Origin of the sequence: Pseudoxanthomonas sp. SE1 (genome assembly GCF_029542205.1) — a bacterium.
Lineage (GTDB): Bacteria > Pseudomonadota > Gammaproteobacteria > Xanthomonadales > Xanthomonadaceae > Pseudoxanthomonas_A.
In genome coordinates this window covers 1,745,121-1,771,312 of sequence record NZ_CP113783.1, presented here as the reverse complement: position 1 = coordinate 1,771,312, position 26,192 = coordinate 1,745,121, and the positions used below count along the sequence as shown (strand labels likewise).

The 26,192-nt window shown below is 67.6% G+C and carries 25 protein-coding genes; 18 read left to right on the top strand and 7 right to left on the bottom strand.

The genetic code is table 11. The features are described 5' to 3' along the window. Positions 1 to 69: 69 nt before the first annotated feature. The gene (locus OY559_RS08390; RefSeq protein ID WP_277729571.1) at positions 70 to 693 is read right to left on the bottom strand and encodes a TetR/AcrR family transcriptional regulator; all 624 of its coding nucleotides are present in this window, start codon (positions 691 to 693) and stop codon (positions 70 to 72) included. Between the two features lie 219 nt (positions 694 to 912). On the opposite strand from OY559_RS08390, the gene OY559_RS08385 reads away from it, so the two are divergent. Further along, a complete protein-coding gene (locus OY559_RS08385) occupies positions 913 to 2,013 on the top strand; it encodes a Glu/Leu/Phe/Val dehydrogenase dimerization domain-containing protein (RefSeq protein WP_277729570.1) in 1,101 nt (366 codons plus the stop codon). Positions 2,014 to 2,063: 50 nt separating this feature from the next. After that, complete coding sequence (locus tag OY559_RS08380; protein ID WP_277729569.1) at positions 2,064 to 3,236, top strand: isovaleryl-CoA dehydrogenase; 1,173 nt, start codon at positions 2,064 to 2,066, stop codon at positions 3,234 to 3,236. Positions 3,237 to 3,314: 78 nt separating this feature from the next. On the opposite strand, the gene OY559_RS08375 is transcribed toward OY559_RS08380, so the two are convergent. Then, positions 3,315 to 4,103 carry a DUF2189 domain-containing protein gene (locus tag OY559_RS08375; protein WP_277729568.1) on the bottom strand — a complete coding sequence of 263 codons (789 nt, stop codon included), beginning with the start codon at positions 4,101 to 4,103 and terminating at the stop codon, positions 3,315 to 3,317. A gap of 128 nt (positions 4,104 to 4,231) precedes the next feature. Between OY559_RS08375 and OY559_RS08370 the strand changes: the two genes are divergently transcribed. From OY559_RS08370 to OY559_RS08335, 8 genes are all read left to right on the top strand, one after another. After that, positions 4,232 to 5,407: a thiolase family protein gene (locus OY559_RS08370; RefSeq protein ID WP_277729567.1), complete on the top strand. Its 1,176-nt coding sequence runs from the start codon at positions 4,232 to 4,234 to the stop codon at positions 5,405 to 5,407. A 168-nt stretch (positions 5,408 to 5,575) separates the two neighbouring features. Next, on the top strand, positions 5,576 to 5,920 hold the full coding sequence (locus OY559_RS08365) for a hypothetical protein (RefSeq protein ID WP_142125237.1): 345 nt from the start codon (positions 5,576 to 5,578) through the stop codon (positions 5,918 to 5,920). Positions 5,921 to 6,084: 164 nt separating this feature from the next. Continuing rightward, entirely contained in the window at positions 6,085 to 6,450 is a 366-nt protein-coding gene (locus OY559_RS08360) for a hypothetical protein (protein WP_277729566.1), read from the top strand. A gap of 171 nt (positions 6,451 to 6,621) precedes the next feature. Then, a complete protein-coding gene (locus OY559_RS08355) occupies positions 6,622 to 8,229 on the top strand; it encodes a carboxyl transferase domain-containing protein (protein ID WP_277729565.1) in 1,608 nt (535 codons plus the stop codon). 189 nt (positions 8,230 to 8,418) lie between these two features. Next, the gene (locus tag OY559_RS08350) at positions 8,419 to 8,961 is read left to right on the top strand and encodes a bactofilin family protein (RefSeq protein WP_277729564.1); all 543 of its coding nucleotides are present in this window, start codon (positions 8,419 to 8,421) and stop codon (positions 8,959 to 8,961) included. Next, positions 8,958 to 9,323, top strand: a complete 366-nt coding sequence (locus tag OY559_RS08345; protein WP_277729563.1) for a hypothetical protein — start codon at positions 8,958 to 8,960, stop codon at positions 9,321 to 9,323. Before OY559_RS08350 ends, OY559_RS08345 begins: the two co-directional genes overlap by 4 nt. A 66-nt stretch (positions 9,324 to 9,389) precedes the next feature. After that, entirely contained in the window at positions 9,390 to 11,084 is a 1,695-nt protein-coding gene (locus OY559_RS08340; protein WP_277729562.1) for a molecular chaperone HscC, read from the top strand. Continuing rightward, on the top strand, positions 11,081 to 12,460 hold the full coding sequence (locus tag OY559_RS08335) for a hypothetical protein (RefSeq protein ID WP_277729561.1): 1,380 nt from the start codon (positions 11,081 to 11,083) through the stop codon (positions 12,458 to 12,460). The genes OY559_RS08340 and OY559_RS08335 overlap by 4 nt, the downstream gene beginning before the upstream one ends. Positions 12,461 to 12,469: 9 nt before the next feature. Here OY559_RS08335 and OY559_RS08330 read toward each other — a convergent pair whose 3' ends face one another. From OY559_RS08330 to OY559_RS08320, 3 genes are read right to left on the bottom strand one after another with little or no spacing between them, the layout of a single operon-like run. After that, positions 12,470 to 12,718, bottom strand: coding sequence for a DUF6587 family protein (locus OY559_RS08330; protein WP_277729560.1), 249 nt, complete (start codon positions 12,716 to 12,718; stop codon positions 12,470 to 12,472). Positions 12,719 to 12,721: 3 nt separating this feature from the next. Next, positions 12,722 to 14,584, bottom strand: coding sequence for a ferrous iron transporter B (locus tag OY559_RS08325; protein ID WP_277729559.1), 1,863 nt, complete (start codon positions 14,582 to 14,584; stop codon positions 12,722 to 12,724). After that, positions 14,581 to 14,826: a FeoA family protein gene (locus tag OY559_RS08320; RefSeq protein WP_277729558.1), complete on the bottom strand. Its 246-nt coding sequence runs from the start codon at positions 14,824 to 14,826 to the stop codon at positions 14,581 to 14,583. Before OY559_RS08320 ends, OY559_RS08325 begins: the two co-directional genes overlap by 4 nt. A gap of 109 nt (positions 14,827 to 14,935) precedes the next feature. Between OY559_RS08320 and OY559_RS08315 the strand changes: the two genes are divergently transcribed. From OY559_RS08315 to yeiP, 8 genes are all read left to right on the top strand, one after another. Then, the gene (locus OY559_RS08315) at positions 14,936 to 15,739 is read left to right on the top strand and encodes an enoyl-CoA hydratase-related protein (RefSeq protein ID WP_277729557.1); all 804 of its coding nucleotides are present in this window, start codon (positions 14,936 to 14,938) and stop codon (positions 15,737 to 15,739) included. A gap of 60 nt (positions 15,740 to 15,799) precedes the next feature. Then, complete coding sequence (locus OY559_RS08310) at positions 15,800 to 16,369, top strand: endonuclease domain-containing protein (protein WP_343228782.1); 570 nt, start codon at positions 15,800 to 15,802, stop codon at positions 16,367 to 16,369. Continuing rightward, on the top strand, positions 16,251 to 18,224 hold the full coding sequence (locus OY559_RS08305) for an acetyl/propionyl/methylcrotonyl-CoA carboxylase subunit alpha (protein WP_277729956.1): 1,974 nt from the start codon (positions 16,251 to 16,253) through the stop codon (positions 18,222 to 18,224). The genes OY559_RS08310 and OY559_RS08305 overlap by 119 nt, the downstream gene beginning before the upstream one ends. Before the next feature lie 8 nt (positions 18,225 to 18,232). Then, positions 18,233 to 18,847, top strand: a complete 615-nt coding sequence (locus OY559_RS08300; RefSeq protein ID WP_277729555.1) for a hypothetical protein — start codon at positions 18,233 to 18,235, stop codon at positions 18,845 to 18,847. Further along, the gene (locus OY559_RS08295; RefSeq protein ID WP_277729554.1) at positions 18,844 to 19,767 is read left to right on the top strand and encodes a hydroxymethylglutaryl-CoA lyase; all 924 of its coding nucleotides are present in this window, start codon (positions 18,844 to 18,846) and stop codon (positions 19,765 to 19,767) included. The genes OY559_RS08300 and OY559_RS08295 overlap by 4 nt, the downstream gene beginning before the upstream one ends. Next, on the top strand, positions 19,764 to 22,322 hold the full coding sequence (locus OY559_RS08290; protein WP_277729553.1) for a sensor domain-containing protein: 2,559 nt from the start codon (positions 19,764 to 19,766) through the stop codon (positions 22,320 to 22,322). The genes OY559_RS08295 and OY559_RS08290 overlap by 4 nt, the downstream gene beginning before the upstream one ends. Positions 22,323 to 22,548: 226 nt before the next feature. Then, the gene (locus OY559_RS08285) at positions 22,549 to 23,319 is read left to right on the top strand and encodes an SDR family NAD(P)-dependent oxidoreductase (RefSeq protein ID WP_277729552.1); all 771 of its coding nucleotides are present in this window, start codon (positions 22,549 to 22,551) and stop codon (positions 23,317 to 23,319) included. Positions 23,320 to 23,431: 112 nt separating this feature from the next. Beyond that, positions 23,432 to 23,998: an elongation factor P-like protein YeiP gene (gene yeiP, locus OY559_RS08280; RefSeq protein ID WP_142125222.1), complete on the top strand. Its 567-nt coding sequence runs from the start codon at positions 23,432 to 23,434 to the stop codon at positions 23,996 to 23,998. A gap of 9 nt (positions 23,999 to 24,007) precedes the next feature. On the opposite strand, the gene OY559_RS08275 is transcribed toward yeiP, so the two are convergent. After that, entirely contained in the window at positions 24,008 to 25,831 is a 1,824-nt protein-coding gene (locus OY559_RS08275) for a DUF7844 domain-containing protein (RefSeq protein ID WP_277729551.1), read from the bottom strand. Next, on the bottom strand, positions 25,831 to 26,130 hold the full coding sequence (locus OY559_RS08270; protein ID WP_277729550.1) for a DUF2388 domain-containing protein: 300 nt from the start codon (positions 26,128 to 26,130) through the stop codon (positions 25,831 to 25,833). Before OY559_RS08270 ends, OY559_RS08275 begins: the two co-directional genes overlap by 1 nt. Positions 26,131 to 26,192 lie beyond the last annotated feature (62 nt).

Below are 26,192 nucleotides of genomic sequence, written 5' to 3'. Positions count from 1 at the left end.
CATGATTTACGAACGGTCGTGCTATTTCGTGGGGCAGAGACAGCAGCCATGACGGCACCTCGGGAAGAATCAGGCGGTGGGGGAAGACGGCGCGGGGGCGCCGTAGGACGCCAGCAGGCGGTCCAGGGAACGCCGGGCGAGCAGCGGGGCCTGCGCGGCGTCGTACAGACGGGCGTCGTGCAGGCCCTGCGCCACGGCGAACAGCTCGAATGCCAGCAGGAGCGGATCGGTCTTCGGCGACAGTTCGCCGGTGTCGATGCACATGCCGATCGCCTTGACCAGTTGCTGGCGCAGTTGCAGCAGCCAGTCGACGATGCGGTCGCGCAACAGGCCCGGGCGGGCGTCGTACTCGTGCGCAGCGGCCAGGATCACGCAGCCGTCGGGGTTGTCGCAGACCCAGCGGAACCAGTTCTCCATGATCGCGCGCAGGCGCGGCAGGCCGCGCGGCAGGCCCACCGCCGGCACGATCACGGCACGCGCATAGCGCTCGGCGGTCCACTCCAGCACGGTCAGCTGCAGGTCCTCGCGCGACCCGAAATGCGCGAACACGCCGCTCTTCGACATGCCGGCGGCGGTGGCGAGTTCGCCGATGGACAGGCCTTCCAGACCATGCCGGGCCGCGATGTCATAGGCCCGCGCGACGATCATCTCGCGGGTGGCATTGCCTTTGTGGGTGGCGGCCTGGGGTGTCATGGCAGTAGAAATAGCACGGTCGTTCGATTCTCACAATAGGCCGAAGGCGCCCTCCCTCGCCGCCCCCTTGTCATATCGCCCGTGGCCGATTGGATTAAACTGGCCGCCAGCGACGACCACGGCCGTGTTCCGGAAACGTCGCTTTTTTCTTTTCTGACAACCCGTTAGCCGCTGAAGGCAAGCCCGCGCCGGTCCCCACCCGCGCACCGGAGCCCACCCATGATTTTCGAAACCCTCGATACCTCTGGCCACGAACAGGTCGTCTTCTGCCACAACCCGGATGCCGGGCTGAAGGCCATCATCGCCATCCACAGCACCGTGCTGGGTCCGGCGCTGGGCGGTGTGCGCATGCGGCCCTACGCCGACAGCGCGCTGGCGCTGAACGACGCGCTGCGCCTGAGCCGCACGATGACGTACAAGAATGCACTGGCCGGCCTCAACGTGGGCGGCGGCAAGGCGGTGCTGATCGGCGACAGCAGCGTGGACAAGACCGAGGTGCTGTTCCGCAGCTTCGGCCGGTACGTGGACTCGCTGGGCGGCCGCTACATCACCGCCGAGGACGTGGGCACCGACGTCAATGACATGGAAAACGTCTACCGCGAGACCGAGTACGTGGTCGGCGTGCACCAGGTGCACGGCGGCTCCGGCGATCCGGCCCCGTTCACCGCCTACGGTGCGCTGCAGGGCCTGATGGCCACGCTGAACCGCAAGTTCGGCAACGAGGAGATCGGCAAGTACAGCTTCGCCGTGCAGGGCCTGGGCCACATCGGCATGGAGTACGTGAAGCTGCTGAAGGAACGCGGCGCCAAGCTGTTCGTCACCGACCTCAATCCGGCGTTGGTCGAACATGCGGTCGAAGAGTACGGCGCGGAAGCCGTGAAGCCGGACGAGATCTACGACCTGCCGGTGGACGTGTTCAGTCCGTGCGCGCTGGAGTACGCGATCAACGAAGAGACGCTGCCCCGCCTGAAGGCGAAGGTGATCTGCGGCACGGCGAACAACCAGATGTCGCACGTGACCGGCGTGGAAGCGGCCAAGCGCGGCATCCTGTACGCGCCCGATTACGCGGTGAACGCGGGCGGCGTGATGAACGTGTCGCTGGAGATCGACGGCTACAACCGCGAGCGCGCCATGCGGATGATGCGGACCATCTACCACACCGTCGGCAAGATCTTCGACCTGTCCGAGAAGGAAGGCATCGCGCCGCAGTATGCGGCCGACCGCATCGCCGAGGCCCGCATGACCGCCATCGGCAAGCTCAAGCTGCCGCTGGGCCGTACCGCACCGCGCTTCATGGGGCACCTGCGCGGCGAACATTGAGGTAAGTTGCAGATACAACCTGGATGGGCCGCAATAGGAGGGAGGACCGAATGCGACCGGATACCGTCAGCGGATTTCCGCTGGGCGAAGAATTGGATGCGCTGCGCGAGGCCGTGCAGCGGTTCGCGCAGACCGAGATCGCGCCGCGTGCGGCGCAGATCGACCACGACAACGCATTCCCGCAGGACCTGTGGCCCAAGCTGGGCGAACTGGGCCTGCTGGGCATCACCGTGGATCCGGAATTCGGCGGCAGCGGCATGGGCTACCTGGCCCATCTGGTGGCGATGGAGGAGATCTCGCGTGCGTCGGGCTCGGTGGGCCTGAGCTATGGCGCGCATTCCAACCTGTGCGTCTCCAACCTCTATCTCAACGGCAATGCCGCGCAGCGCGCGAAGTACCTGCCGAAGCTCAGCAGCGGCGAGTGGAAGGGCGCGCTGGCGATGAGCGAGCCGGGCGCGGGTTCGGACGTGGTCGGCTCGATGAGCTGCCGCGCCGAACTCCGTGACGGCGTCTGGGTGGCCAACGGCAACAAGATGTGGATCACCAACGGACCGGAAGCCGACGTGCTGCTGGTCTACATGCGCACCGCGGGCAAGGACGCGGGCAGCAAGTGCATGACCGCCTTCATCGTCGAGCGCGGCATGAAGGGGTTCTCCACCGCGCAGAAGCTGGACAAGCTGGGCATGCGCGGCAGCAACACCTGCGAACTGGTGTTCGAGAACTGCGAGATTCCCGCCGGGAACGTACTGGGCGAAGTGAACCAGGGCGTGCGCGTGCTGATGAGCGGCCTGAACACCGAGCGGCTGGTGCTGAGCGGTGGGCCGATCGGCCTGATGCAGGCGGCGCTCGACATCACCCTGCCCTACGTGCGCGAACGCAAGCAGTTCGATGCGGCCATCGGCACGTTCGGCCTGATGCAGGGCAAGCTTGCCGACATGTACACCGCACTGCAGTCCAGCCGCGCGTTCGCCTACCAGGTGGCGCGCGGATTCGACGAAGGCCAGGGGTCGCGTGCCGCAGCGGCAGGTTGCCTGCTGCACGCCTCGGAAGCCGCCGTGCAGGTCACGCTGGAAGCCATCCAGTCACTGGGCGGCAACGGCTACATCAACGAGTACCCGGCCGGCCGTCTGCTGCGCGACGCCAAGCTCTACGCCATCGGCGCCGGCACCAACGAGATCCGCCGCATGCTGATCGGGCGCGAGTTGTTCGACGGCCGGGGATGATCTGGAGGTCGTCGTAGGGCGGGCTCCCGCCCGCCGTCCCGTACGTACGTCCATCGCGAAGGCGGGCTCGAGCCCGCCCTACGCCGGGCCTGCCTCCTCCAGGACAGGCCACGAAGACGCATCCAGCGTCTCCCGATAGGCATGCCAACTGGCATACGCCAGCCACGGCATCAGCAGACCCAACCCCAACAGCGCCGTGGCGAAGCCAACCGCCGTCAGCGCCACCAGCAGCAGGCCCCACACCAGCATCACGCGCTTGTTGCGCATCACCGCATGCACGCTGGAAACGGCCGCCGTCACCATGTCCACGTCGCGGTCGGCGATCATCGGCAACGAGAAGGCGGTAACGGCGAAGGTGAGCGTGGCGAACACCGCACCGACAGCAGACCCCAGCGCAAGGAATTCCCAGAACGCGCTCGGGTCGCTGCCATCGAACGGGAAGAAGGCACTGACCATCATCCCGGCGCGCGACCACAGCAGGATGATCACGCCCTGCCCCAGCGCGAACACGCCCGCCTGGCCCAGCACGCGCCTGGCCAGAACGAAGGAATCCCGCAACAGAGGCGTGCGTCCTCGTTCCAGGCCACGGCTGACGCAGTAGAGGCCCACGCAGATCAGAGGCGCGACGAAGACGAACCCTGACAGCAGGGTCGCCAGCAGGGCGAACCGCCCCAACGAATACGCCAGCCAGGAAATACCGGCGCTCACCAGCACGATCACCCCGCCGAACAAGAGCGTCAAGGCGGGCGCGCGACACACGTCGCGCCAGCCCGCACGCAACCAGCGCCATGGCGCGCCTGGGTCCAGCACCTTGCAGGGGACGACGAACGCGCGAGGCGCCGGTTCGGTCGATGGCTTGTGTGACATGTCCTCCCCCCTTGCGCCAGAGAATACGCCGCGATCCGGCATCGCCCGACCCTGTACGAACGGCCGATTTGCCCGCTGTCGGTCCGGGGCAGGATAATCGGGGACTCACTCCACGCGGGAAGTCCTCCATGTCCGACATCGTCATCGCCGCCGCCAAGCGCACCGCCATCGGTTCGTTCCTTGGCCAGTTCAACGGCGTCCCCACCCCGACGCTGGGCGCGGCCGCCATCGCCGCCGCGCTGGAACAGTCCGGCATCCCGGCCGCCGACGTGTCCGAGATCATCATGGGCTGCGTGCTGCCGGCCAACCTGGGCCAGGCTCCCGCCCGCCAGGCGGCGCGCGCCGCCGGCATCCCCGATGCCGCAGGCGCTACCACCATCAACAAGGTCTGCGGTTCGGGCATGAAGGCGATCATGCTGGGCCACGACCTGATCAAGGCCGGTTCGGCCAGCGTCGTGGTCGCCGGTGGCATGGAGTCGATGAGCAATGCCCCGCACATGATCCCCAACTCGCGCACCGGCAACCGCTACGGCAACTTCCAGGCGGTCGACCACATGGCGTGGGACGGCCTGACCAATCCATACGATGGTCAAGCGATGGGCGTGTTCGCCGAGGCTACCGTCGCCAAGTTCGGTTTCACCCGCGAAGAACAGGATGCCTACTCGATCGAATCGGTGACCCGCGCCCAGGCCGCGCAGGCGTCGGGCGCGTTCAACGACGAGATCGTCCCGGTCAAGGTCGCCACCCGGAAGGGCGAGGTCGAAGTCAGCACCGACGAACAGCCGGGCAAGTCCGACACCGCCAAGATCCCGACGCTGAAGCCGGCGTTCAAGAAGGACGGCACGGTGACGGCTGCCAGTTCGTCGAGCATTTCCGACGGCGCCGCGGCCACGGTATTGCTCAGCGCCGACGAAGCCGTCAAGCGTGGCCTGCAGCCGCTGGCGCGGATCGTCGGCCATGCGACCTACTCGCAGGCGCCGGAGTGGTTCACCACCGCGCCCGTCTCGGCCATCGACAAGCTGCTCAAGCAGGTCGGCTGGACCGTGGACCAGGTGGATCTGTTCGAAGTCAACGAAGCCTTCGCCGTCGTGGCCATGGCGCCGATCAAGGAGCTGGGCATCCCGCACGCCAAGGTCAACGTCAACGGCGGTGCCTGCGCGCTGGGTCATCCGATCGGCGCGTCGGGTGCCCGCCTGGTGGTCACGCTGATCAACGCCCTGCGCACGCGCGGCGGCAAGCGCGGCATCGCCACCCTCTGCATCGGCGGCGGCGAGGCCACCGCGATCGCGATCGAACTCGTCTGATTTTGCGCAATCGGGGGGGCGAAGCGGCCGGTTTTCGCCCGCCCCATAAGGTTTAACAACGGATTGACAAAGATGACCGGCCAACCGCTTGACAGCCGTAATGGGCTTGTCATCATGTTGCAGGCGCGCAATTGCGCGTTGCCTAACTAACGACGAGGAAATTCAACGATGACCATGAACAAGGCTCTGATCGCGCTGGCTCTGGGTTTCGCCCTGGCTGCGTGCTCGAACCAGGAACAGGCTGCCGACGCCGCTGCCGACGCCGCTGCGACCGCGACCGAAGCCCAGGCTGCCGCTGACGCCGCCGCTGCCGCTGGCGAAGTGACCGCCGACGCCGCCCAGCAGTCGGCCGACGCCGCTGCCACCGCCGCCGACGCTGCCGCCACCGCCGCGACCGACGCTGCCGCCGCCACCACGACGGAAGCCGCTGACGCTGCTGCCGACGCCGCTGGCCAGGCTGCCGACACGGCCGAAGCCGCGACCGACGCTGCCAAGGAAGCCACCAAGCAGTAATCTGCTGGCGGTTGCCTGATTTAGCGTTAAACTGAGAAAGCCGCCAGTTCGCTGGCGGCTTTTTCTGTATCCGGGCCTGGCTTCCCGGTTCGCCCTCCACCGGTGGACGAACGGACTCGCCCTCCCGGCGCCACCTTCCACACCTACCGATTTGGGGATCCACAATGAAGATCAAGAGCACCGTCCTGCTGGTCGCCGCCGTCCTGGCCATGAGCGCCTGCACGAAGAGCGAGACCACCGACGCCGCTGCTGCCGACGCCGCCGCTGCTGCCGACCAGGCTGCCGCTGCTGCCGGTGACGCCGCTTCCGCTGCCGGCGACGCCGCTGCTGCCGCTGGCGACGCTGCGACGGCCGCCACCGCCGACGCCGCTGCCGCCGCGACCGCCGCTGCTTCGGACGCCGCTGCCGCCACCGAAGCCGCCGCTTCCGACGCCACCGCCGCCGCTGCTGGCGCCGTGTCCGACGCCGCCCAGGCGACGGCCGACAAGGCCGCGGAAGTGGCCGACAAGGCTGAAGAAGCCAAGCAGTAATCGACTCGCCTCAACGCGAATCGGACAAGGCCCGCGCAAGCGGGCCTTGTCGTTTTGCGGCACGCCACCGGCGAGCGGCGTCAAGAACGGCGCCAGGCCGTTTTTGCAGTGCGGTTTGGCGCGCAGGGGGGTTTATGGTCTGATGCCGCCTTTCCCGCTTCGTCGTGCCGCATGCCTGCCATCGCTTCGCAACTCGATCCGCGCTCGCCCGATTTCATCGCCAACCACGCCTATCACCGCGTACTGGTGCAGGAGCTCGACCGCCGCCTGGCGCATGCAGCCGAGGGGGGTGGGGAGAAGGCGCGCAGCAAGCACACCGAACGCGGCAAACTGCTGGCGCGGGATCGCATCACCGCCCTGCTCGACCCCGGCTCGCCCTTCCTCGAAATCGCGCCACTGGCCGCCGAGGAGATGTACGACAACGCGGCACCCGCCGCCGGCATGGTCTGCGGCATCGGCCGCGTGATGGGCAACGAAGTGGTGATCGTCGCCAACGATGCCACAGTCAAGGGCGGCACCTACTTCCCGATGACGGTGAAGAAGCACCTGCGCGCACAGGAGATCGCACGCGAGAACCGCCTGCCCTGCGTGTACCTGGTGGACTCCGGTGGCGCCTTCCTGCCGCTGCAGGACGAGGTGTTCCCCGACCGCGAGCACTTCGGCCGCATCTTCTACAACCAGGCGCGACTGAGCGCCGAGAACATCCCGCAGGTCGCGGTGGTGATGGGCAGCTGCACCGCCGGCGGCGCCTACGTGCCGGCGATGTGCGACGAATCGATCATCGTCAAGGAACAGGGCACCATCTTCCTGGGCGGTCCGCCGCTGGTGAAGGCGGCCACCGGTGAAGTGGTCGATGCCGAAGCCCTGGGCGGCGCCGATGTGCACACCAGCGTATCGGGCGTAGCCGATCATTTCGCGGAGGACGATCGCCACGCGCTGGAGATCGCGCGCAGCGTCATCGGCCACCTCAATCGCCGCAAGACCCTGCCCGTCGCGGTGCGCGACGCGCGCGAACCGCTGTATCCGGCCGAGGAGTTGTACGGCATCGTGCCCAAGGACACCCGCCGCCCGTTCGACATCCGCGAGGTCATCGCACGCATCACCGACGGCAGCGAGCTGGACGAGTTCAAGGCGCGCTACGGCAAGACCCTGGTCACCGGCTTCGCGCACCTGCACGGCTATCCCGTCGGCATCATCGCCAACAACGGCATCCTGTTCGGCGAAAGCGCGCTCAAGGGTGCGCACTTCATCGAGCTGTGCAACCAGCGCGGCATCCCGCTGGTGTTCCTGCAGAACATCACCGGCTTCATGGTCGGCCGCAAGTACGAGAACGCCGGCATCGCGAAGGACGGGGCGAAGATGGTCACGGCCGTCGCCTGCTCGTCCGTGCCGAAGTTCACCGTGGTCATCGGCGGCAGCTTCGGCGCCGGCAACTACGCCATGTGCGGCCGTGCCTACGGCGCGCGTTTCCTGTGGATGTGGCCGAATGCGCGGATCAGCGTGATGGGCGGCGAACAGGCGGCGAGCGTGCTGGCGACGGTGAAGCGCGACGGCATCGAGGCCGCGGGCAAGGCTTGGAGTCCGGACGAAGAGGATGCCTTCAAGGCGCCGATCCGCGAGCAGTACGAATCGCAGGGCAGCCCGTGGTACGCGACTGCGCGGCTGTGGGATGACGGCATCATCGACCCTGCCGATACGCGCCGGGTGCTTGGGCTGGGCATTTCGGCCTCGCTCAATGCGCCGATCGAGCCGGCGAAGTTCGGCGTGTTCCGGATGTAGCGCGGGGCGCGCACCTTGGCCGCCCCCCGCCCTCTTCATTGTTGTGAGCGCCGCGTGCACAAGCCCGACTCCAGGGTGAACCGTGTCCGCCCCGGATGCGCCACGCCATCAATCGGCTGTGCAGGTCACAGCGCGCGCATGGAGAGGCGGCGATAGTCCGGAGTCCCTGCCACCCGGAGCATCCCCTGCATGTCCATCTGGAAAGACCAAGGCCCCGCAAAGAAAGAGGCCGCCAACCTGCCGTCGGAACCCGCCACTCTCCCCGTGCGCGACACCGCCACGGCGGCGGATTTCTCACCCGCGGTCACCGCACCGCCGGGCACGCGTCCGGTTGAACGCAGCGCACCTCAGGAGGCACTGAAGGAATCGCTGATCGCCGCCGACCTGACCATCGAGGGCAAGATCGAGGGCACCGGCCACATCCGCATCGCAGGCCGTTTCAAGGGCGACGTCAACGTGCAGGGCGACCTCACCATCGAAACAGGCGCAAAGCTCAATGGTGGCGTGCGGGCCAAGAAGGTCACCATCGCGGGCGAGCTGGAAGGCAATATCGAGTCCGCAGCCCGCGTCGAACTGCTGGCATCGGGCGTACTGATCGGCGACGTGAAGTCGGGATCGCTCACGGTGGCTGCGGGATCCCGCATGCGCGGCCAGGCCGACTTCGGTTGGGACGAGCCCGCCAAGGGCGGCAAGGGCAAGGACAACGGCACGGAGCCCGGCGCCGCGGCATGAGCCAACCTCGCCCAGGCAGTGCCGGCGCCACCCGCACCTGCCCGCACTGCAAGGCGACCATCCTGGAGAGCGCGGCCGTCTGTCCGGGCTGCCGCCACCACCTGCGCTTCGAACCCGGCGCAGGTGCCCAGGCGGTACCCGCGCTGACGCCGCTGCGGATCGAGGGCACGCTGCAGCCACCGGCCGAGGGCGCGGCGTGGGAATACAGCGTGGTGCTGTCCATCCGCAACGACCGTGGGGAGGAAATCACCCGCCAGGTGGTCGGTGTCGGTGCGATGCAGCCGCACGAGCAGCGCAGCTTCGTGCTGTCGGTGGAACTCAATCCGGCGACGGGCAAAGCGGTTCGCAAGACGCGCCACTGAACCCCTCCCGGGAACGCGACCGCCCGGCTACACTCGACACCGACATGGACGCCAGCAGGGGGCTGGATGATCGTCGGCATCGATCTCGGGACCACGCACTCGCTGATTGGCTATCACGGGCCCGATGGCCCGGTCCTGATACCGAATGCACTGGGCGAGCTGCTCACGCCTTCCGTGATCAGCGTGGATGCGGACGACACGCTGATCGTGGGCCGGCCTGCGGTGGACCGGCTGATCACCCATCCGGAGCGCAGCGTGGCCAGCTTCAAGCGCTGGATGGGCACCAACCGCGTCACCCGCCTCGGCAAGCACGCACTGCGTCCGGAAGAACTGTCGGCCCTGGTCCTGCGCGCGCTTGTCGCCGATGCGGAAAGCCATTTCAGCACATCCGTCACCGAGGCCGTGATCAGCGTGCCGGCGTACTTCGGTGACGCGCAGCGCAAGGCCACACGTATCGCCGGCGAGCTGGCCGGCATCAAGGTCGAACGCCTCATCAACGAACCGACCGCCGCGGCCATGGCCTACGGCCTGCAGCAGCGCGACGGCGGCGGACGCTTCCTGGTCTTCGATCTGGGCGGCGGTACCTTCGATGTCTCGATCCTGGAAATGTTCGATGGCGTGATGGAGGTCCACGCCAGCGCCGGCGACAACTTCCTCGGCGGAGAGGATTTCCTGTCCGCGCTGCGCGATGCGTGCCTGCGCGAGCTCAAGGTCGAAGCGAAAAGCCTGACAGCCAGCGAAGACGCGCAGCTGAGGCGCCGGCTGGAGTCCGCCAAGCGCGAACTGTCGAACACGTCCGGCGGCTCCGTCGACGTCGAGATTCTGCTGGGCGGCGAGTCGCGGCGTTGGCAGATCGACGAGGCGGGGTTCTCGCGCCTGTGCGAGCCGCTGGTGCAGCGCATGCGCGCACCGCTCGAACGCGCCATGCGCGACGCCCGCCTGGCGCCGGGCCAGTTGGACGACATCGTCCTGGTCGGCGGCGCATCGCGGATGCCACTGACCGCGCGACTGGTCTCGCGCATGTTCGGTCGCCTGCCCTTGCGGCACATCAACCCGGACGAGGCGATCGCGCTGGGTGCCGCGGTGGCGGCGGGCATGAAGGCGCGCGACGAATCGCTGGAAGAGATCATCCTCACCGACGTGTGTCCCCACTCGCTCGGCGTGGACACCGCGCAGGACGACGGGCATGGGCAGGTCACCACCGGCTTGTTCTCCCCGATCATCCACCGCAACGCGACCGTGCCGGTCAGCCGGGTCGAACGCTACCAGCCGATGCGCGACCAGCAGACGCAGGTGGAGTTCAATATCTACCAGGGCGAGAGCCCGCGCGTGGAGAACAACGTCAGGCTGGGTACCATCTCGGTGAAGGTCCCGGCGCGCGCCGCGCACGAGAACCCCGTGGACATCCGCTTCACCTACGACGTCAACGGGCTGCTGCAGGTGGAAGCCACCATCGTGGCCACCGGCCAGACCCATGAGGTGGTCCTGCAGCAGAACCCCGGCGTGCTGACCCAGGACGAGATCCGCCAGCGCCTGGCCGCGCTGTCCGAACTGAAGGTGCATCCCCGCGACCAGCAAGAGAATCTCCTGGTGATCGCCCGCGCCGAGCGCCTGTACGAGGAACTGCTCTGGGCGCGCCGCGACCTGCAGGACGCGCTGGTGCGCTTCCGCACGGTGCTGGACGGCCAGGATCCCCTGCAGATCCGCGAACACCGCGCCGATTTCGCCCGGATGCTGGAGAGCATCGAGGCCCAGGGGTGAGCGAGTGGCCGTATGCCCTGCTGGACATCGATGAAGACGCTGACGAGCGCACCATCAAGCGCGCCTATGCACGCCTCTTGAAGACCACGCGGCCGGACGAGGATCCGGCAGGGTTCCAGCGCTTGCACGAGGCTTACCAGGAAGCGCTGGCACTGCAACGCGAGCAGGTGCTTGAGGTAGCCGCCGAAGATGCGCACATCACGCTCCCGTCGCTGGAGGTAACGGCGTCGGATGCCACATCACACGTGCCGCTGCACAGAGGACATCCCGGCGCGCGCCCGGACGAACCTGCCCCACCGCGTCTCGACGAAGCCGCGCTGCGCGAGGAGTTGATCGCCCATGCCGGGGGAGACCTGCCTTCGGCATTCCGCCACTACCTCGAACACCATCCGGCGCTGTACGGCCTGGACGTGAAACACCGCATCGGGCAGGCGATCTTCGAGAGCATCGCCTACGAGGAGATCCAGGTGCGACCGGGGACCATGGCCGTCCTCGCGGACTTCTTCGGCTTCACACCGCCCGAGTGGGTGGAACGACGCCAGCACGTGTTGCAGGCGGTGTCCACCGAGAACACCGACGCCTTCGACGAAGACCGGCCGCTGACGATCCGGCAGTTGAAGCGCGCCTTCGGATGGCCGCTCGCGCTGGCCCTTGCCTGCGTGCCTGGCTTTGCATTCCGCGCAGCGCGCCTGTCGCGACGACTGACCGCGGAATACGGCGGTGACGTGCCGGGCCTGGATGGTCGGCAGCAAGCCTTTTTCGAACGCCTCGCCGACCCTTTCCATGCTGGCCCCTGGCGCTGGGCGACCGTGGTACTCACCGCCGCGTTCGCGACCCTGGCCATCGCCGGTCTGTGCGCGGTGAGCGATCTCGCGCCCGAACGCCAGCAGCGCATGATGGGCCTGACCTTCGTCGCGGTCGCAGGCATGCTGTGCATCTGGCACGCGATGCGCGCGCTGTGGGCACTGCGTGAACGACCTGCGACGATGCATTCACCCGCGATCGCGCTGATGCCCGTCTGGCTGGCAGTGGCCGGCTTGCTGGTGGCCTGGTGGGTGACACAGCTGCCTCCGCTGGCGTTCCTGCTCGTGCTCCCGGCCGCGCTGCTGTACTTCCGCCAGTTCTTCGATGCGCTGCGTTTCGCCATCGGCACCAGTTGGCTCGTGCGTGCGTTGCCCATGGCCGACGACCTGCCATCGCCCTGGTTGCTTGCGTTGGCGGGTTCGGCCATCGGCATGACGATCTGCGACTGGGCCTACGCCAGGCGCCACCGGATCAGCATCGCCGCCGCTGTCGGCAATCGCTGGACGACGATCGCGTCGTTCGCAGTGTTCGTGGGACTGGGCATCGCGGGGTTGGCGATCCGTTACGGTTGAACCCTCGGATCAACCGCAGCCGTCGCAGCCTCCGCAATCACTGCCTGCGATCCGTCCATTCACCAGACTGCCGGCCGGCGCGATCCACCTCCCCAACGCGTGTTGCCAGCGCGCTCGCCCCCCATGCAACAAAGGCAGCGCCAGCGCGATACGCAGCTTGCGCAACGGGCCGGGGAACTGTTTCTTCACCACCACCCACGCACTGACCACCACCGCGACCGCGATGATGGCGTATTGCAGGGCGAGCGACGCGTCCATGGCTCAGCCCGCGCCCAGCGCCTTGGCGACCTGGTAAGTCACCAGCGAGGCGAGGTAGGCCAGCGCGAACAGGTAGAACGTGGCAAAGCCCATCTGCTTCCACGAGTTGGTCTCGCGCTTGATGGTGGCGAGCGTCGAGATGCACATCGGGGCGTAGATGAACCACACCAGCAGCGACAGTGCCGTGGCCAGCGACCAGCCGTCGCTGATGACCGGCGTCAACGCCTGGATGGCCGCGTCGTCGTCGGCCGCCGACAGCGCGTAGATCGTCGCCAGCGAGGCAACCGCCACTTCGCGTGCCGCCAGGCCCGGAATCAATGCGATGCAGATCTGCCAGTTGAAGCCCAGCGGCGCGAAGAACACCGCCATGGCATGACCGATGCGGCCGGCGAAGCTGTAGTCGATCGCCGGCCCCACCGCATCGGCAGGCGCCGCCGGGAAGTTCAGCAGGAACCACAGCAGGATGGTCAGCGCCAGGATGATGCCGCCGACGCGCTTGAGGAAGATCATGGCGCGTTCGTACAGGCCGATGAGCAGGTCGCGCGGGTGCGGAATGCGGTAGGAAGGCAGTTCCAGCAGCAGCGCGTGCTCGCCCTTGTCGCGGCGCCACTTCTTCATCACCCATGACACCAGCAACGCACTGAGGATGCCGGCGGCATACAGGCCGAACAGCACCAGGCCCTGCTGGTTGAAGATGCCCACCTTCTCGTCCGGCACGAATGCACCGATCAGCAGCGCGTACACCGGCAGGCGCGCCGAACACGTCATCAGGGGCGCGACCAGGATCGTCGCCAGCCGGTCGCGCGGGTCCTGGATGCTGCGCGTGGCCATGATGCCGGGGATGGCGCAGGCGAAACTCGACAGCAGCGGAATGAAGGAGCGGCCCGACAGACCGGCCGATGCCATCATGCGGTCCAGCAGGAACGCCGCGCGAGGCAGGTAGCCGCTCTCTTCCAGCGCCAGGATGAAGGCGAACAGGATCAGGATCTGCGGCAGGAACACGATCACGCCACCCAGGCCGCCGATGATGCCGTCGACCAGCAGGCTGTTGAGCGGCCCTTCGGGAAGCAGGCCGCCCGCCTGTCCGCCCAGCCAGCCCGTGCCCGCTTCGATCATGTCCATCATCGGCGTCGCCCAGGCATACACCGCCTGGAAAATCAGGAACATCACCACGATCAATGCCAGCAGTCCGAACACCGGATGCAGCAACCAGCGGTCCAGTGCGTCGTCGATCTTCGCCGTCCGCGTGGGCATGGCGACCGCGAGCGACAGCAGGCGACGTGTTTCGGCGTGCAGGTCGGCGCCTTCGGCCAGGTGCGTGCGGGGCTCGTGCGGCTGCGCGGCGACAGCATCGATGCGCTCGACCAGCGCACGCGCACCGCCATGCTTCACCGCGATGGTTTCGACCACCGGCACGCCGAGTTCGCGCTCCAGCGCCACCAGGTCGATGGCGATGCCGCGGCGCTGCGCGGCATCCATCATGTTGACCGCCAGGATCATCGGCTTGCCGAGTTCGCGCACTTCCAGCGCGAAGCGCAGGTGCAGGCGCAGGTTGGTGGCATCCACCACGCAGACCAGCACATCCGGTGCCGGTTCGCCGGGATAGAAGCCGCGGCAGACGTCGCGGGTGACGGCTTCGTCCAGGCTGGCGGCATGCAGGCTGTAGGCACCCGGCAAATCCAGCACCGCATAGCTGCGCCCCGACGCCGACGAATGCAGCCTGCCTTCCTTGCGTTCGACGGTGACGCCGGCGTAGTTGGCGACCTTCTGCCGGCTGCCGGTCAACTGGTTGAACAGCGCGGTCTTGCCGCAGTTCGGATTGCCGACCAGCGCCAGCCGCAACGTCGATGCCTGGGCTGCGCTCATGACGCGGCTCCGTTGCGCAGTCGCACGCGGGCTGCTTCGGAGCGGCGCAGCGCGAACCGCGTGAAGCCGACCTGCACCAGCAACGGCTCGGCGCCCATCGGACCCTTCGCGACCACTTCGACCTCCTCGCCGTTGACGAAGCCCAGTTCGCGCAGGCGGCGGGCGATGTTGTCCTGCGGCCCATGGTCTTCCACGGCGTCCACGATGGCGGGGGTACGCGAAGGCAGTTCTGTCAGGATCACGCCAGGCTCTCAAATGCGAACTATTCTCATTGTAGCATCGCCGCAGTGCAGGAAGGCCGCAACGCACCGTGCCGCTATCATTCAGCGACTTTTGCAGGGAACGGCAGGCATGGCGGCATCACCGCAGGAACATCCCCTCGTACTGGAACGCTCAGGCGCCGTGGCGCGCATCCGGCTGGACCGCCCGGCCCTCCACAACGCCTTCGACGCCGGCCTGATCGCCACGCTGACCACCACGCTCGAACAGGCCGGCGCTGAATCCGATATTCGCGCCGTGGTGCTGGAAGGCAGCGGCGCCTCGTTTTCCGCCGGCGCCGACCTGAACTGGATGCGCGGCATGGCCACCGCCAGCGAGGCGGCCAACCGCGAGGATGCCCTTGCCCTCGCCCGCCTGATGCGCACGCTGGACGAACTGCCCAAGCCGACCATTGCCCGCGTGCATGGGGCGGCCTTTGGCGGTGGCGTCGGCCTGGTGGCCTGCTGCGACATCGCCATCGGCGTGCCCGAAGCGAAGTTCGGCCTGACCGAAAGCAAGCTGGGCCTCTTGCCGGCGGTGATCTCGCCCTACGTCATCGCCGCCATCGGCGCGCGACAGGCGCGGCGATGGTTCGCCACGGCGGAGATCTTCGATGCATCCACCGCGCTGCAGATCGGATTGCTGCATCAGGTGGTGCCGGCGACGCAACTGGACGAGGCCGTGGAGCGACAGCTCGCGCTGCTGCTGAAGGCGGGGCCACACGCGGCGGCCGGCGCGAAGCACCTGGTCGCGCGCGTGGCCGCTTCGTCCGACCGCGACCGGATGGATGCCGACAACGCGGACCTGATCGCGAGGTTGCGCATTTCCAGCGAAGGCCAGGAAGGCCTGTCGGCCTTCCTCGACAAGCGCGCGCCGCGTTGGGTCGCCAAGGACTGATGACGTGCCGCACGACACGCGCCTTCAAGCCCTCCCCTTCAAGGGGAGGGTTGGGTGGGGATGGTGTCCAAGGAGGAAATCACCATGCAGGGACAGACGAACAGGAAGATCCTGCAGGGCAAACTGCAGCGCATCCTGCGCAACCAACCGACGGACGCCGAACATCGGCTCTGGCAGTACCTGCGGAAGCGCCAGTTGGACGGCTACCGATTCCGGCGGCAGCATCCCTTCGGCGACTACATTCTGGATTTCGCGTGTCTCGAACCGAAACTCGTGGTGGAACTGGATGGCAGCCAGCACGCGGACAACCATGCCTACGAAGCGATACGTACCCACTTTCTGGAGCGGGCCGGGTTCAAGGTGCTCAGATTCTGGAACAATGACGTATTCGAGAATATCGAGGGGGTCGTCGAAGTGATTCTTACAGCGCTGGCGGACAGGCAAGCAACACCATCCCACCCAACCCTCCCCTTGAAGGGGAGGGCTAGACGCGATGTTCTCCAAGATCCTGATCGCCAACCGCGGCGAGATCGCCTGCCGCGTCATCCGCACCTGCCGCCGGCTGGGCATCCGCACTGTCGCCGTGTACTCCGACGCCGACGCCGATGCCCAGCACGTGCGCCAGGCTGACGAGGCCGTGCTGATCGGTGGGCCGCGCCCGGCCGACAGCTACCTGCGTGGCGACGCCATCATCGAGGCCGCGACGAAGACGGGCGCCCAGGCCATCCATCCCGGCTATGGCTTCCTGTCCGAGAACGCCGACTTCGCCGACGCGGTCGCCGCCGCGGGCATGGTGTTCATCGGCCCCTCCGGCGCCTCCATGCGCAAGATGGGCAGCAAGGCCGGCGCGAAGGACCTGATGGACGCCGCCGGGGTACCGGTGGTGCCGGGTTACACGGGCGAGGACCAGTCGCCAAACACACTGTCACGCGAGGCCGCGCGCATCGGCTTCCCGCTGATGATCAAGGCCGCGCACGGCGGCGGCGGCAAGGGCATGCGCATCGTGCATGGGCTGGAGGATTTCATCGCACAGCTGGAAAGCTGCCAGCGCGAAGCCGCCAATGCCTTCGGCCGCGACCGCGTGCTGCTGGAACGCTACGTGCAGTCGCCGCGCCATATCGAGATCCAGGTGTTCGCCGACGCGCACGGCCACACGCTGCACCTCAACGAACGCGAATGCTCCGCGCAGCGCCGCTACCAGAAGGTGCTGGAGGAATCGCCCTCGCCCTTCCTGACGCCCGCGCTGCGCGCGGCGATGGGCGATGCCGCGGTGAAGGCGGCGCAGGCCATCGACTATGTCAATGCGGGCACGGTGGAGTTCATCGTCGACCCCGATGGACAGTTCTATTTCATGGAGATCAACACGCGCCTGCAGGTGGAGCACCCCGTCACCGAGTTCGTCACCGGGCAGGACCTGGTGGAGTGGCAGTTGCGCGTTGCCGCCGGCGAACCCCTGCCGCTCGCGCAGGACGCCATCGCGCAACACGGGCACGCCATCGAAGTGCGCCTGTATGCGGAGGATCCCGAAGCCGGATTCCTGCCGGGCTCGGGCCGCCTGGAAAAGCTGGTGCTGCCGGCGCCGTCGACGCAGGTCCGGCTCGATGCAGGCGTGATCGAAGGCGACACGGTGACCATCTTCTACGACCCGATGATCGCCAAGCTGATCGTCTGGGGCGCGGACCGCACCGAGGCGCTCGCCGGACTGCGGGCCGCCTTGGCCGAGTGCGAGATCGTCGGGCCGAAATCGAACATCGGCTTCCTGGAAAGGCTGGTCCGCCACCCCGCCGTCGTCGACGGCCGCATCGACACCGGCTATCTGGACCGGCACCTGGACGAATTCATGCCCGCCGCGGACCTGGATGTCTCGCAGCAGGTGGCGATTGCCGTCGCAGCGCTGCTCCAGCAGGAGGCGGATGCGCGCCAGCATGCGACCCATTCCCCCGACCCCGGTTCGCCCTGGGCCGTCGGCGACGGATGGCGGCTGGGACATGCCGGCGCGCGACCCTTGGCGTTCCAGCATCGCGATGAGACCTGGGACGCTTCGGGCCATGGGCATGCGGGGACTTACCGCATCCGCATGGGCGCCAGCACGTACCAGGTGGAAGGCGCCACGCTGACCGGCGACCTCCTCGGTTTGCGTATCCAAGGGGAGGCGCGGCGATTCCGCGTCCTGCGCCATGGCACGCGCCTGACGCTGCATGACGGGGAACGTCGGGCCACGGTGGAAACGGTGCCGGTCTACCGTCGCGTGGCGGCGGCGGGCGTCGAGACGGGCGGCAGGATCGTCGCACCCATGCCGGGACGCGTGGTGCTGGTCAAGGCGCAGCAAGGGGATACGGTCAAAGCCGGACAGGAGTTGCTCGTGATGGAGGCGATGAAGATGGAACTGGCGGTGAAGGCTCCGCGCGACGGCGTGGTGGCCGAGGTGCGCGCCAGTGCCGGCGACTTCATCGAAGCCGACACGTTGCTCGTGACGCTGGAGTGAGCCTTTCCATGGCGTCCCTGCGCACGACGATCACCCTGCTGTTGGCGACCCTCATGCTGGCCGGCTGCGTGATGTTCGAGCGGCCGCCCGCCCCGTTGAGCTGCGACCCCGCTCTGGTCGGTCGGTGGATTCCGCTTGCCGACAGCCCGCAGGACAAGGTGCCACTGGGCAAGGACGACTACGCCGAGGTGGACGCCCGTTGCCACGTGCGCCTGCGCGACAACAACCGCACCGACGAACCAGGCTTCGACGCACTGGGTTTCGAGATAGACGGAGAACGTTATCTGGCGCTCGGCTTCAAGGAGCTGGAGGGACTGTTCGCCACCGGGAAGACAGCGCCTCCCACCCCCAAGGGCATGCCGGCCAGTGCTGTCACGCTGCTGAAATACCGCATCCGCGACGATACCTTGCAGATCGCGATGCTCGACACGGTGGCCATCATGCAGCGGGTGCAACAGGGCACACTGAAGGCCCGCGAGACCGATGCCAGCACCTACCTGTTCGAAGGTCGTCCCGAACAGTTGCGCGACGTGTTGCGCGCCCACCCGGAACTGTTCGATGCCTTCGATGGCGGCAACAAGACCTTGCGCATGCGGCGCGCGGGCGATGGGGCGAAACCATGACCCCTTCCCTTCCCTTGCCCACGGCCGACGGCGATTTCGTCAGGATCGTGGAGGTCGGCCCGCGCGATGGCCTGCAGAACGAGAAGACGCTCGTCTCGACGGCAGACAAGGTGGAACTCATCGACCGCCTGTCCGCCACCGGCCTGCTGAATATCGAAGCCACCAGCTTCGTCAGCCCGCAATGGGTTCCCCAGCTGGCCGATGCAGCGGAGGTCTTCACTGCCATCCGGCGCAGGCCCGGGATCGCCTACCCCGTGCTGGTACCGAACGAGAAAGGCTATGACCGCGCACGTGCGGTCGGCGTGGAGGAAGTGGCGGTGTTCACCGCCGCGTCCGAGGCCTTCAACCGCAAGAACATCAATGCCTCCATCGATGAATCCATCGAACGTTTCCGCCCCGTCCTCGAGCGCGCGGCCGCCGATGGCGTGAAGGTGCGCGGTTACGTGTCCACCGTGCTGGGTTGCCCCTACCAGGGCGATGTACCCGTGGCGGACGTGGTGCGGGTAGCCAGGCGGCTGCACGCGATGGGGTGCTACGAGATATCGCTGGGCGACACCATCGGCGTGGGGACGCCGCGCAAGGCCGCCGGCATGCTGAAAGCCGTCGCGGCGGAACTGCCCGTGTCCGCGTTGGCCGTGCATTTCCATGACACCTACGGGCAGGCGCTGGCGAACATCCTCGCCTGCCTCGACGAAGGCGTGCGCGTGGTGGACGCCGCCGTCTCCGGCGCGGGTGGCTGCCCCTACGCCAAGGGCGCGAGCGGCAACGTGGCGAGCGAGGACGTGGTCTACCTGCTGCATGGCCAGGGCATGCGTACGGGGGTGGACCTGGAGGCGCTGGCCGACACGGGCCGGTGGCTGGCGGCACGCCTCGGTCGCGAGACCGGCAGCCGCGTCGGCAAGGCCCTGGCGGCCGGATGAGCACAGGCCCGGCCAGCGACGTCGACGTGGTGGCGCTGGCCGCCGCACTGGAACGTGCGGCCGCCGTCGAAGGCACCGACAGCGCCACCGCGGACCTGCTCCGGCAAGCCGGCGCGGCCTTGCTGGCCAAACAGCACGAGGCAGACACCGAGCGCTCCCGCTATCGCAACCTGTTCGACGCCGTGCCCGACCCGGTCAGCATCCTCGCCGAGGACGGCACCATCCTGGACCTCAACAAGGCCGGCATGCTGGCCTACAAGCGGCCGCGCGAAGAGATCGTCGGACGCAACATCAACGTGCTGAATCCCGATCTTCCACGCGACCACCTGGTGCCGGTCTGGGAAACCCTGAATCGGGGCGTGACCTATGTCATCGAGGTCACCAACATGCGCGGCGACGGCACCCGCTTCCCGGTGGAAGTGCATTCGGCCAACATCAGTTTCGACGGGCGCAAGAGCATCGTCGCGGTGGCACGCGACATCAGCAGCCGGCGATTGGCCGAGATGCGCTACCGCGAGCTCATGGAGACGCTGGACAAGGGCATCGTGGTGCACGACCGCGAGATGCAGGTGCAGTACTGCAATGGCGCCGCGATGCGCATCTTCGGAATCCGCGAGGACCAGCGCGTCGACCAGGAACTCGCGCTGGAACGCTGGCACGTCGTCGACGAGCACGGCCGCGAGATGGCTCGCCATGAGTTGCCCGCGCAACGCGCCCTGGACAGCGGCCAGATGGTCGAAAGCGTCCTGCTGGGCCTGTATCACCGCCAGAAGAAGCAGCTGCTCTGGCTGACCGCCACCTCGGTGCCGCAGTTCGCGCCCGGCGCGAGCGTGCCGGCCCAGGTGACCACGCTCTTCAGCGACGTGACGGAGCTCAAGCGCGACAGTGCGCTGTTCGACCGCGCGCAATCGCTCGCCCATATCGGCGGCTGGGAATGGGACATCGGCCGCGACCGGATGTACCTGACCGACGAAGCACAGCGCATCCTGGGGGCCGCGCGCGCGCTGGTCACGCTCGACGACATGCTGTCGTGCCTGCGCGAAGCGGATCGTCGGCGCCTGCGTGGCGCGCTGGACCTGATCACCGCCGGCGGCAAGGGCTTCGACCTGGAGCTCCAGGGCACGCAGGCCGATGGCCACCCGTTCTGGATCCGGGTGATCGGTGATGCCGAACCGGGCGATCCGGGCGCATCGCGCGTCACCGGCACCATGCAGGACATATCGCAGGACAAGCAGGCCGAGGAAATGCTGCGCATCCAGGCGCGCACCGATCCGCTGACCGGGCTGATGAACCGTGATGCCGTGCTGACCGAACTCGGCGCGCGGCTGGCCGATCCGGAGCGCGCGCGCGCCGCCGTGCTCTACATCGACCTCGACCGTTTCAAGATGGTCAACGATGTGCTGGGCCACAACGCCGGCGACGAGTTGCTGGTGCAGGCCTCGGACCGCATCCGCGGCGCGGTGGGCACCGACGGCATGATCGCCCGCTTCGGCGGCGACGAATTCCTGGTGATCTGCGATGCCGGCGAGAACCCGCACCTGCCGGAACAACTGGCGCACGCCGTGCTCGGCGCGTTCGCGGACGCCTTCCGCTTCGGCAAGGACGAGTTCGCCATCACCGCCAGCATCGGACTGGCCATCGCACCCGGCGACGGCCTGCGCCCGCAACAGCTGATCCAGAACGCCGACATCGCGATGTACGACAGCAAGCACCGCGCGCGCAACGGTTGGCAGAGCTTCACCCAGGAACTGGCGCAGCGGCAGCAGGACCGGCTGCAGATCGAGACCCAGCTGCGCCGTGCGGTGGACAACGAGGAATTCCGGCTGGTCTACCAACCGCAGGTCGACCTGCGCAACGGCCGCATCATCGCCGGCGAAGCGCTGATCCGCTGGCAGAACCACCAGTTGGGCGAACTGCGCCCGGACGTGTTCATCAGCCACGCGGAAACGACCGGCGACATCGTGCGCATCGGCAGTTGGGTATTGCGCGAAGCGTGCCGGCAGGTGGCCGCCTGGCGCGACCAGGGACTGGGCATCGTGCGCGTGGCGGTGAATGTGTCGTACCGGCAGTTCGCCGGTGACGACCTGGCCGATCGCGTGCGGGCGATCCTGACCGAGTTCGACCTGCCCGGCGCAGCGCTGGAGCTGGAGTTCACCGAGCGCGTCCTGATCGAGGATGCCCCGGCCACGCTGCGCACCTTCGCCGACCTGCGCCAGCTGGGCGTGGTGCTGACGATCGACGATTTCGGCGAAGGCTACAGTGCGCTCAACTATCTGCGCCGCCTCCCCATCCACGGCCTGAAGCTGAGCCCCCTGTTCACCGAAGGCGTACCCAGCAACCGGTCCGACGTGGCGGTCTGCCAGGCGGTCTCCGCCATCGCGCGCAGCCTGGGGCTGGGACTGGTCGCCGAGGGCGTGGAATCGGAAGCGCAGCGCCAGTTCCTGCTCAACCTCGGTGTCCCCGTCGGCCAGGGCTTCCTGTTCGCCCCCGGCCTGTCGCCGGACGAATTCGCCCGCCGGCTGGCCGACGCGCCGCTGGAGCGGGTGCACGCCTGAGAGACGGCAATCCTTGTAGGAGCGACGTGAGTCGCGACCGGGAGCCAAGGCGGGCAATGCCCTTTGGCGAGGCGCGAACCATGGCGATTCATTGCGGACCTGCGAAGGAGGACGTCTGGAGCAGACGGCTCCCGGTCGCGACTCACGTCGCTCCTACAGGAAGCCCAGGACTCCCAGACACCCGCCATCGCGTAAAATGCCGCCTTTTCCGCAGCAGGTTCGCCGCATGCAGCTTTCCGACACCCGCGCCGTCATCACCGGCGGCGTTTCCGGCCTGGGCTTGGCCGTCGCCCGCCACCTCGTCACCCACGGCGGCAAGGCCGCGCTGTTCGATGTCAATGACGACAAGGGCGCGGCAGCGGTCGCCGAACTGGGCGAGGCCAACGTCCGCTACTTCCGCACCGACGTCACCGATGAGGCAGGCGTGGCGGCGAACATGACGGCGGCGAAGGATTTCCTCGGCGGCCTGAATGCGGCGATCAACTGCGCCGGCATCCTCGGCGCCGGCCGCGTGCTCGGCAAGGAAGCCCCCATGCCGCTGTCCACCTTCCAGACCACCGTGCTGGTCAACCTGGTCGGCAGCTTCAACGTGGCCAAGGCTGCCGCCGACCTGATGCAGCACAACGCACCGAACGCCGACGGCGAACGCGGCGTGATCGTCAACACGGCCAGCGTGGCGGCGTACGAAGGCCAGATCGGCCAGGCGGCGTACTCGGCTTCGAAGGGCGGCGTGGTCGGCATGACGTTGCCGATGGCACGCGAACTGTCGCGCTTCGGCATCCGCGTGATGACCGTGGCGCCCGGCATCTTCTGGACCCCGATGGTCGATGGCATGCCCGAAGCCGTGCAACAGTCGCTCAGCGCCTCGATCCCCTTCCCTTCCCGCCTCGGCAAGCCCGAAGAGTTCGCCGACCTGGTCGCCTACATCCTCGGCAACACCTATCTCAACGGCGAGACGATCCGCCTCGATGGCGCCGTGCGTCTGGCGCCGAAATGACACCTGTAGGAGCGGGCCATGCCCGCGATGCTGTTCGCCCCGATGCAAGAAGAGCATCGCGGGCATGGCCCGCTCCTACAACCCTCCTTTCATCTTATCCACGGTCATCTCCATGAAAGCTTTCGACATCAAGAAAGGCAACGTCGTCGAACACAACGGCGGCGTGTACCAGATCCGCGACATCGAACGCAGCTCGCCGCAGGGCCGCGGCGGCAACGTGCGCTTCCGCTTCATCATGTACAGCGTGCCGGGCGGCAACAAACTGGATGCCAGCTTCGACGCCGACGACAACCTGCCGGAGGTCGAACTGCTGCGCCGTCAGGCGACGTTCTCGTACATGGATGGCGATGCGTTCGTCTTCCTCGACGACGAGGACTACACGCCCTACACGCTGGACGCCAACGTCATCGGCGATGATGCCGGCTACATCACCGAAGGTCTGACCGGCTGCTACGTGCAGGTGATCGACGAACTGCCGGTCGCGCTGCAGCTGCCGCAGCACGTCACGCTGGAGGTGGTGGAGACGCCGCCGGAACTGAAGGGCGGCACGGCGACCAAGCGCCCGAAGCCAGCCAAGCTCAACACCGGCATCGAGATCATGGTGCCGGAGTACATCACCAACGGCGAGCGCATCCTCGTCAACACGACGACGGGCGAGTTCGGCGGTCGCGCCGACTGAGGCCCCGGGTCACGACACGCCTGCCGCATGCAGTGTGCGCAGGCGCGCGCCGATCGTGTCCAGGTTCGCTTCGATGCCCTGCAGGACCTTGCGCTGGTCGGCAGGCAGCCAGCGTTCAAGTTCGCTGCGAAGTACGCCATCCTGCTCCCGCAAGCGTGCCACGCGGGTTCTTGCTTCCTCCGCGATGCGCGCGCGCTCATCCGCCTGCGGAAGCCCGTAGCCATCCGGCAGCAGTTCCGAGGGGCGACTGGCGAAGCCGGTGTCGCCCAGCCACGTGCGCAACGCCTGCAGCGCCTGCGCGATGTCGGCGGGCGCATCGCGGCCCAGGTAGCGTCGCTTCAGTTCGTCGCGCAGCAGCAGTTGCTGGCGACGGAGCGCTGCGTTTTCCAGCACCAGCAGCGCCGCGCTCGCACGCAAGTCGGCCCGTGGCAGCCAGGTGGCGCGTTCCGCAGGCGACAGCGCCAGCCAGGCGTGCACGTCCTGCTGCGGCAGCGCGAGCGCCTCGCGCGCCACGGCGAACAGGGCGTCGTAATGCGCGCTCATCGGCTCGAAGTAGTAACCGAGTCGTCGCGCCTGTCCTGCGCCGTCCAGCACGCGGGTATCGGCGATGCCGCGACGCTCCAGCTTCTTCAGCAGTCCCGTGGGTGTGATGCTGGCGAGCGGCTCCCGGGCCAGTCGTGGCACGCTGTCGTGCAGCAGCTTCCAGGTCTCCACTGCGCAGTTGTTGCTGATGAAGTAATAGCGTCCGTCATAGCTCCAGTGAAGCTGCGCGGCCCGCTCGACCAGGGACGCGATTTCACCCTGATCGAGCTGCAGCGGAATGGACTGCAGGCCGCGCAGTTCCACCCGGGTGTACTCCTCGATCACCTGGTCAAGCGGCAGCAGGAACAGGCGCGACGGGTACGATCCGGTCAGGCCGCGCCACCCGGAGATCTGCACATCGCCCACGAACGCGCGGAACGACAGCACACGGTGATGAGCCAGGTCGAGGCGGCAGTCGGGCCCCGGTGCACGACCGGGCGCGCAGATCACCAACCGCAGCATGCTGTGGCCCCAGCGACTCATCGCCTGCGTGTTGCCTTCCGCAAGCAGATAGTCGACTGCGTAGATGCGCGACGGATCCAGCGCGAGCAGCGAGGCCTCGCCGGCTTCGGCATCCACATCCAGGAACGGCAATCCGGGCGCGCACGCCTCGGTTGTCACCGGCATGCGGAAGTGCATCGCGAAGTGACGATGCAGTGCCGGGCGCCGGCAGCCGTAGGCGGGATCGAACACGAAATGCTCGAGATTCACCGCCACGAATTCGGACGGACGCTCCAACTCGTACGGATCAGGCACCCGGGCGACGAAATCGTTGCGCGAACGGCGCCCCGCGATGGAGAACACGCTGCGCTGCCATCCCGCGAGATCGCGCAGGCGCGGATCGCCGGACAGGATGTCGCGCTGCGCCCGGTCATAGCTGTGGGCCAGTTCGTGCACCAGCGCATGACGGACGGCGCGCAACGAGGCGTCGTCCGCCGACATGCCATCGCGCGCCTGCCATGCCTGCAGCAGGCGGCGCGGCAACAGGATGCGATCACCGACCCGTCGACCGGCGACATGCACGGGAAGATCGTCGCGCCATTGCAGGACGAGATCGGACGGCAGCCCGTCACGCCATACCTGCGGCAGGCGCGGCAGGACATCGTTTACCAGCGCCTGTGTCGCGACGAGGTCATCGGGGCCGAGACGCGTGGGGTCGATGTCGAGCGCGACCGCCGTTGCGACGGGTCCAAGCCACGCCCATGCGAGCAGCGCGACGATGCGCCGGCCGCGGGGCCGACGCGGTGGCATCAGCGGGCCAGGATGGCCTGCGCCAGTTGCATGTCGCTGGCCTTGCGTGCGGCTTCATCCTTCTCGCGCAGGTGGCGCAGCGCGGCTTCCAGTTGGGCGCCACGGATGCGGCCGTTGCTGGCGACAAAACTCGCGGCGTCCTCGCGCGCCTGCACGACGATCTTGTCGTCGCCGGACGAGCTGTCGGACGAGGCGGACGAGCCCGCCGAGGAAGCACCGGCCGAACTGCCGGCGAAGCTGCCGGCCAGCGCCGGGACGGAGAACGCCAGCAAGACGCCAGCCAGGAGGATTCGGTACATGGACACTTCCAGGGAATGAACGGATACCGCGCGCATCGCGGCGCGCCAAGACTACCTGCAAT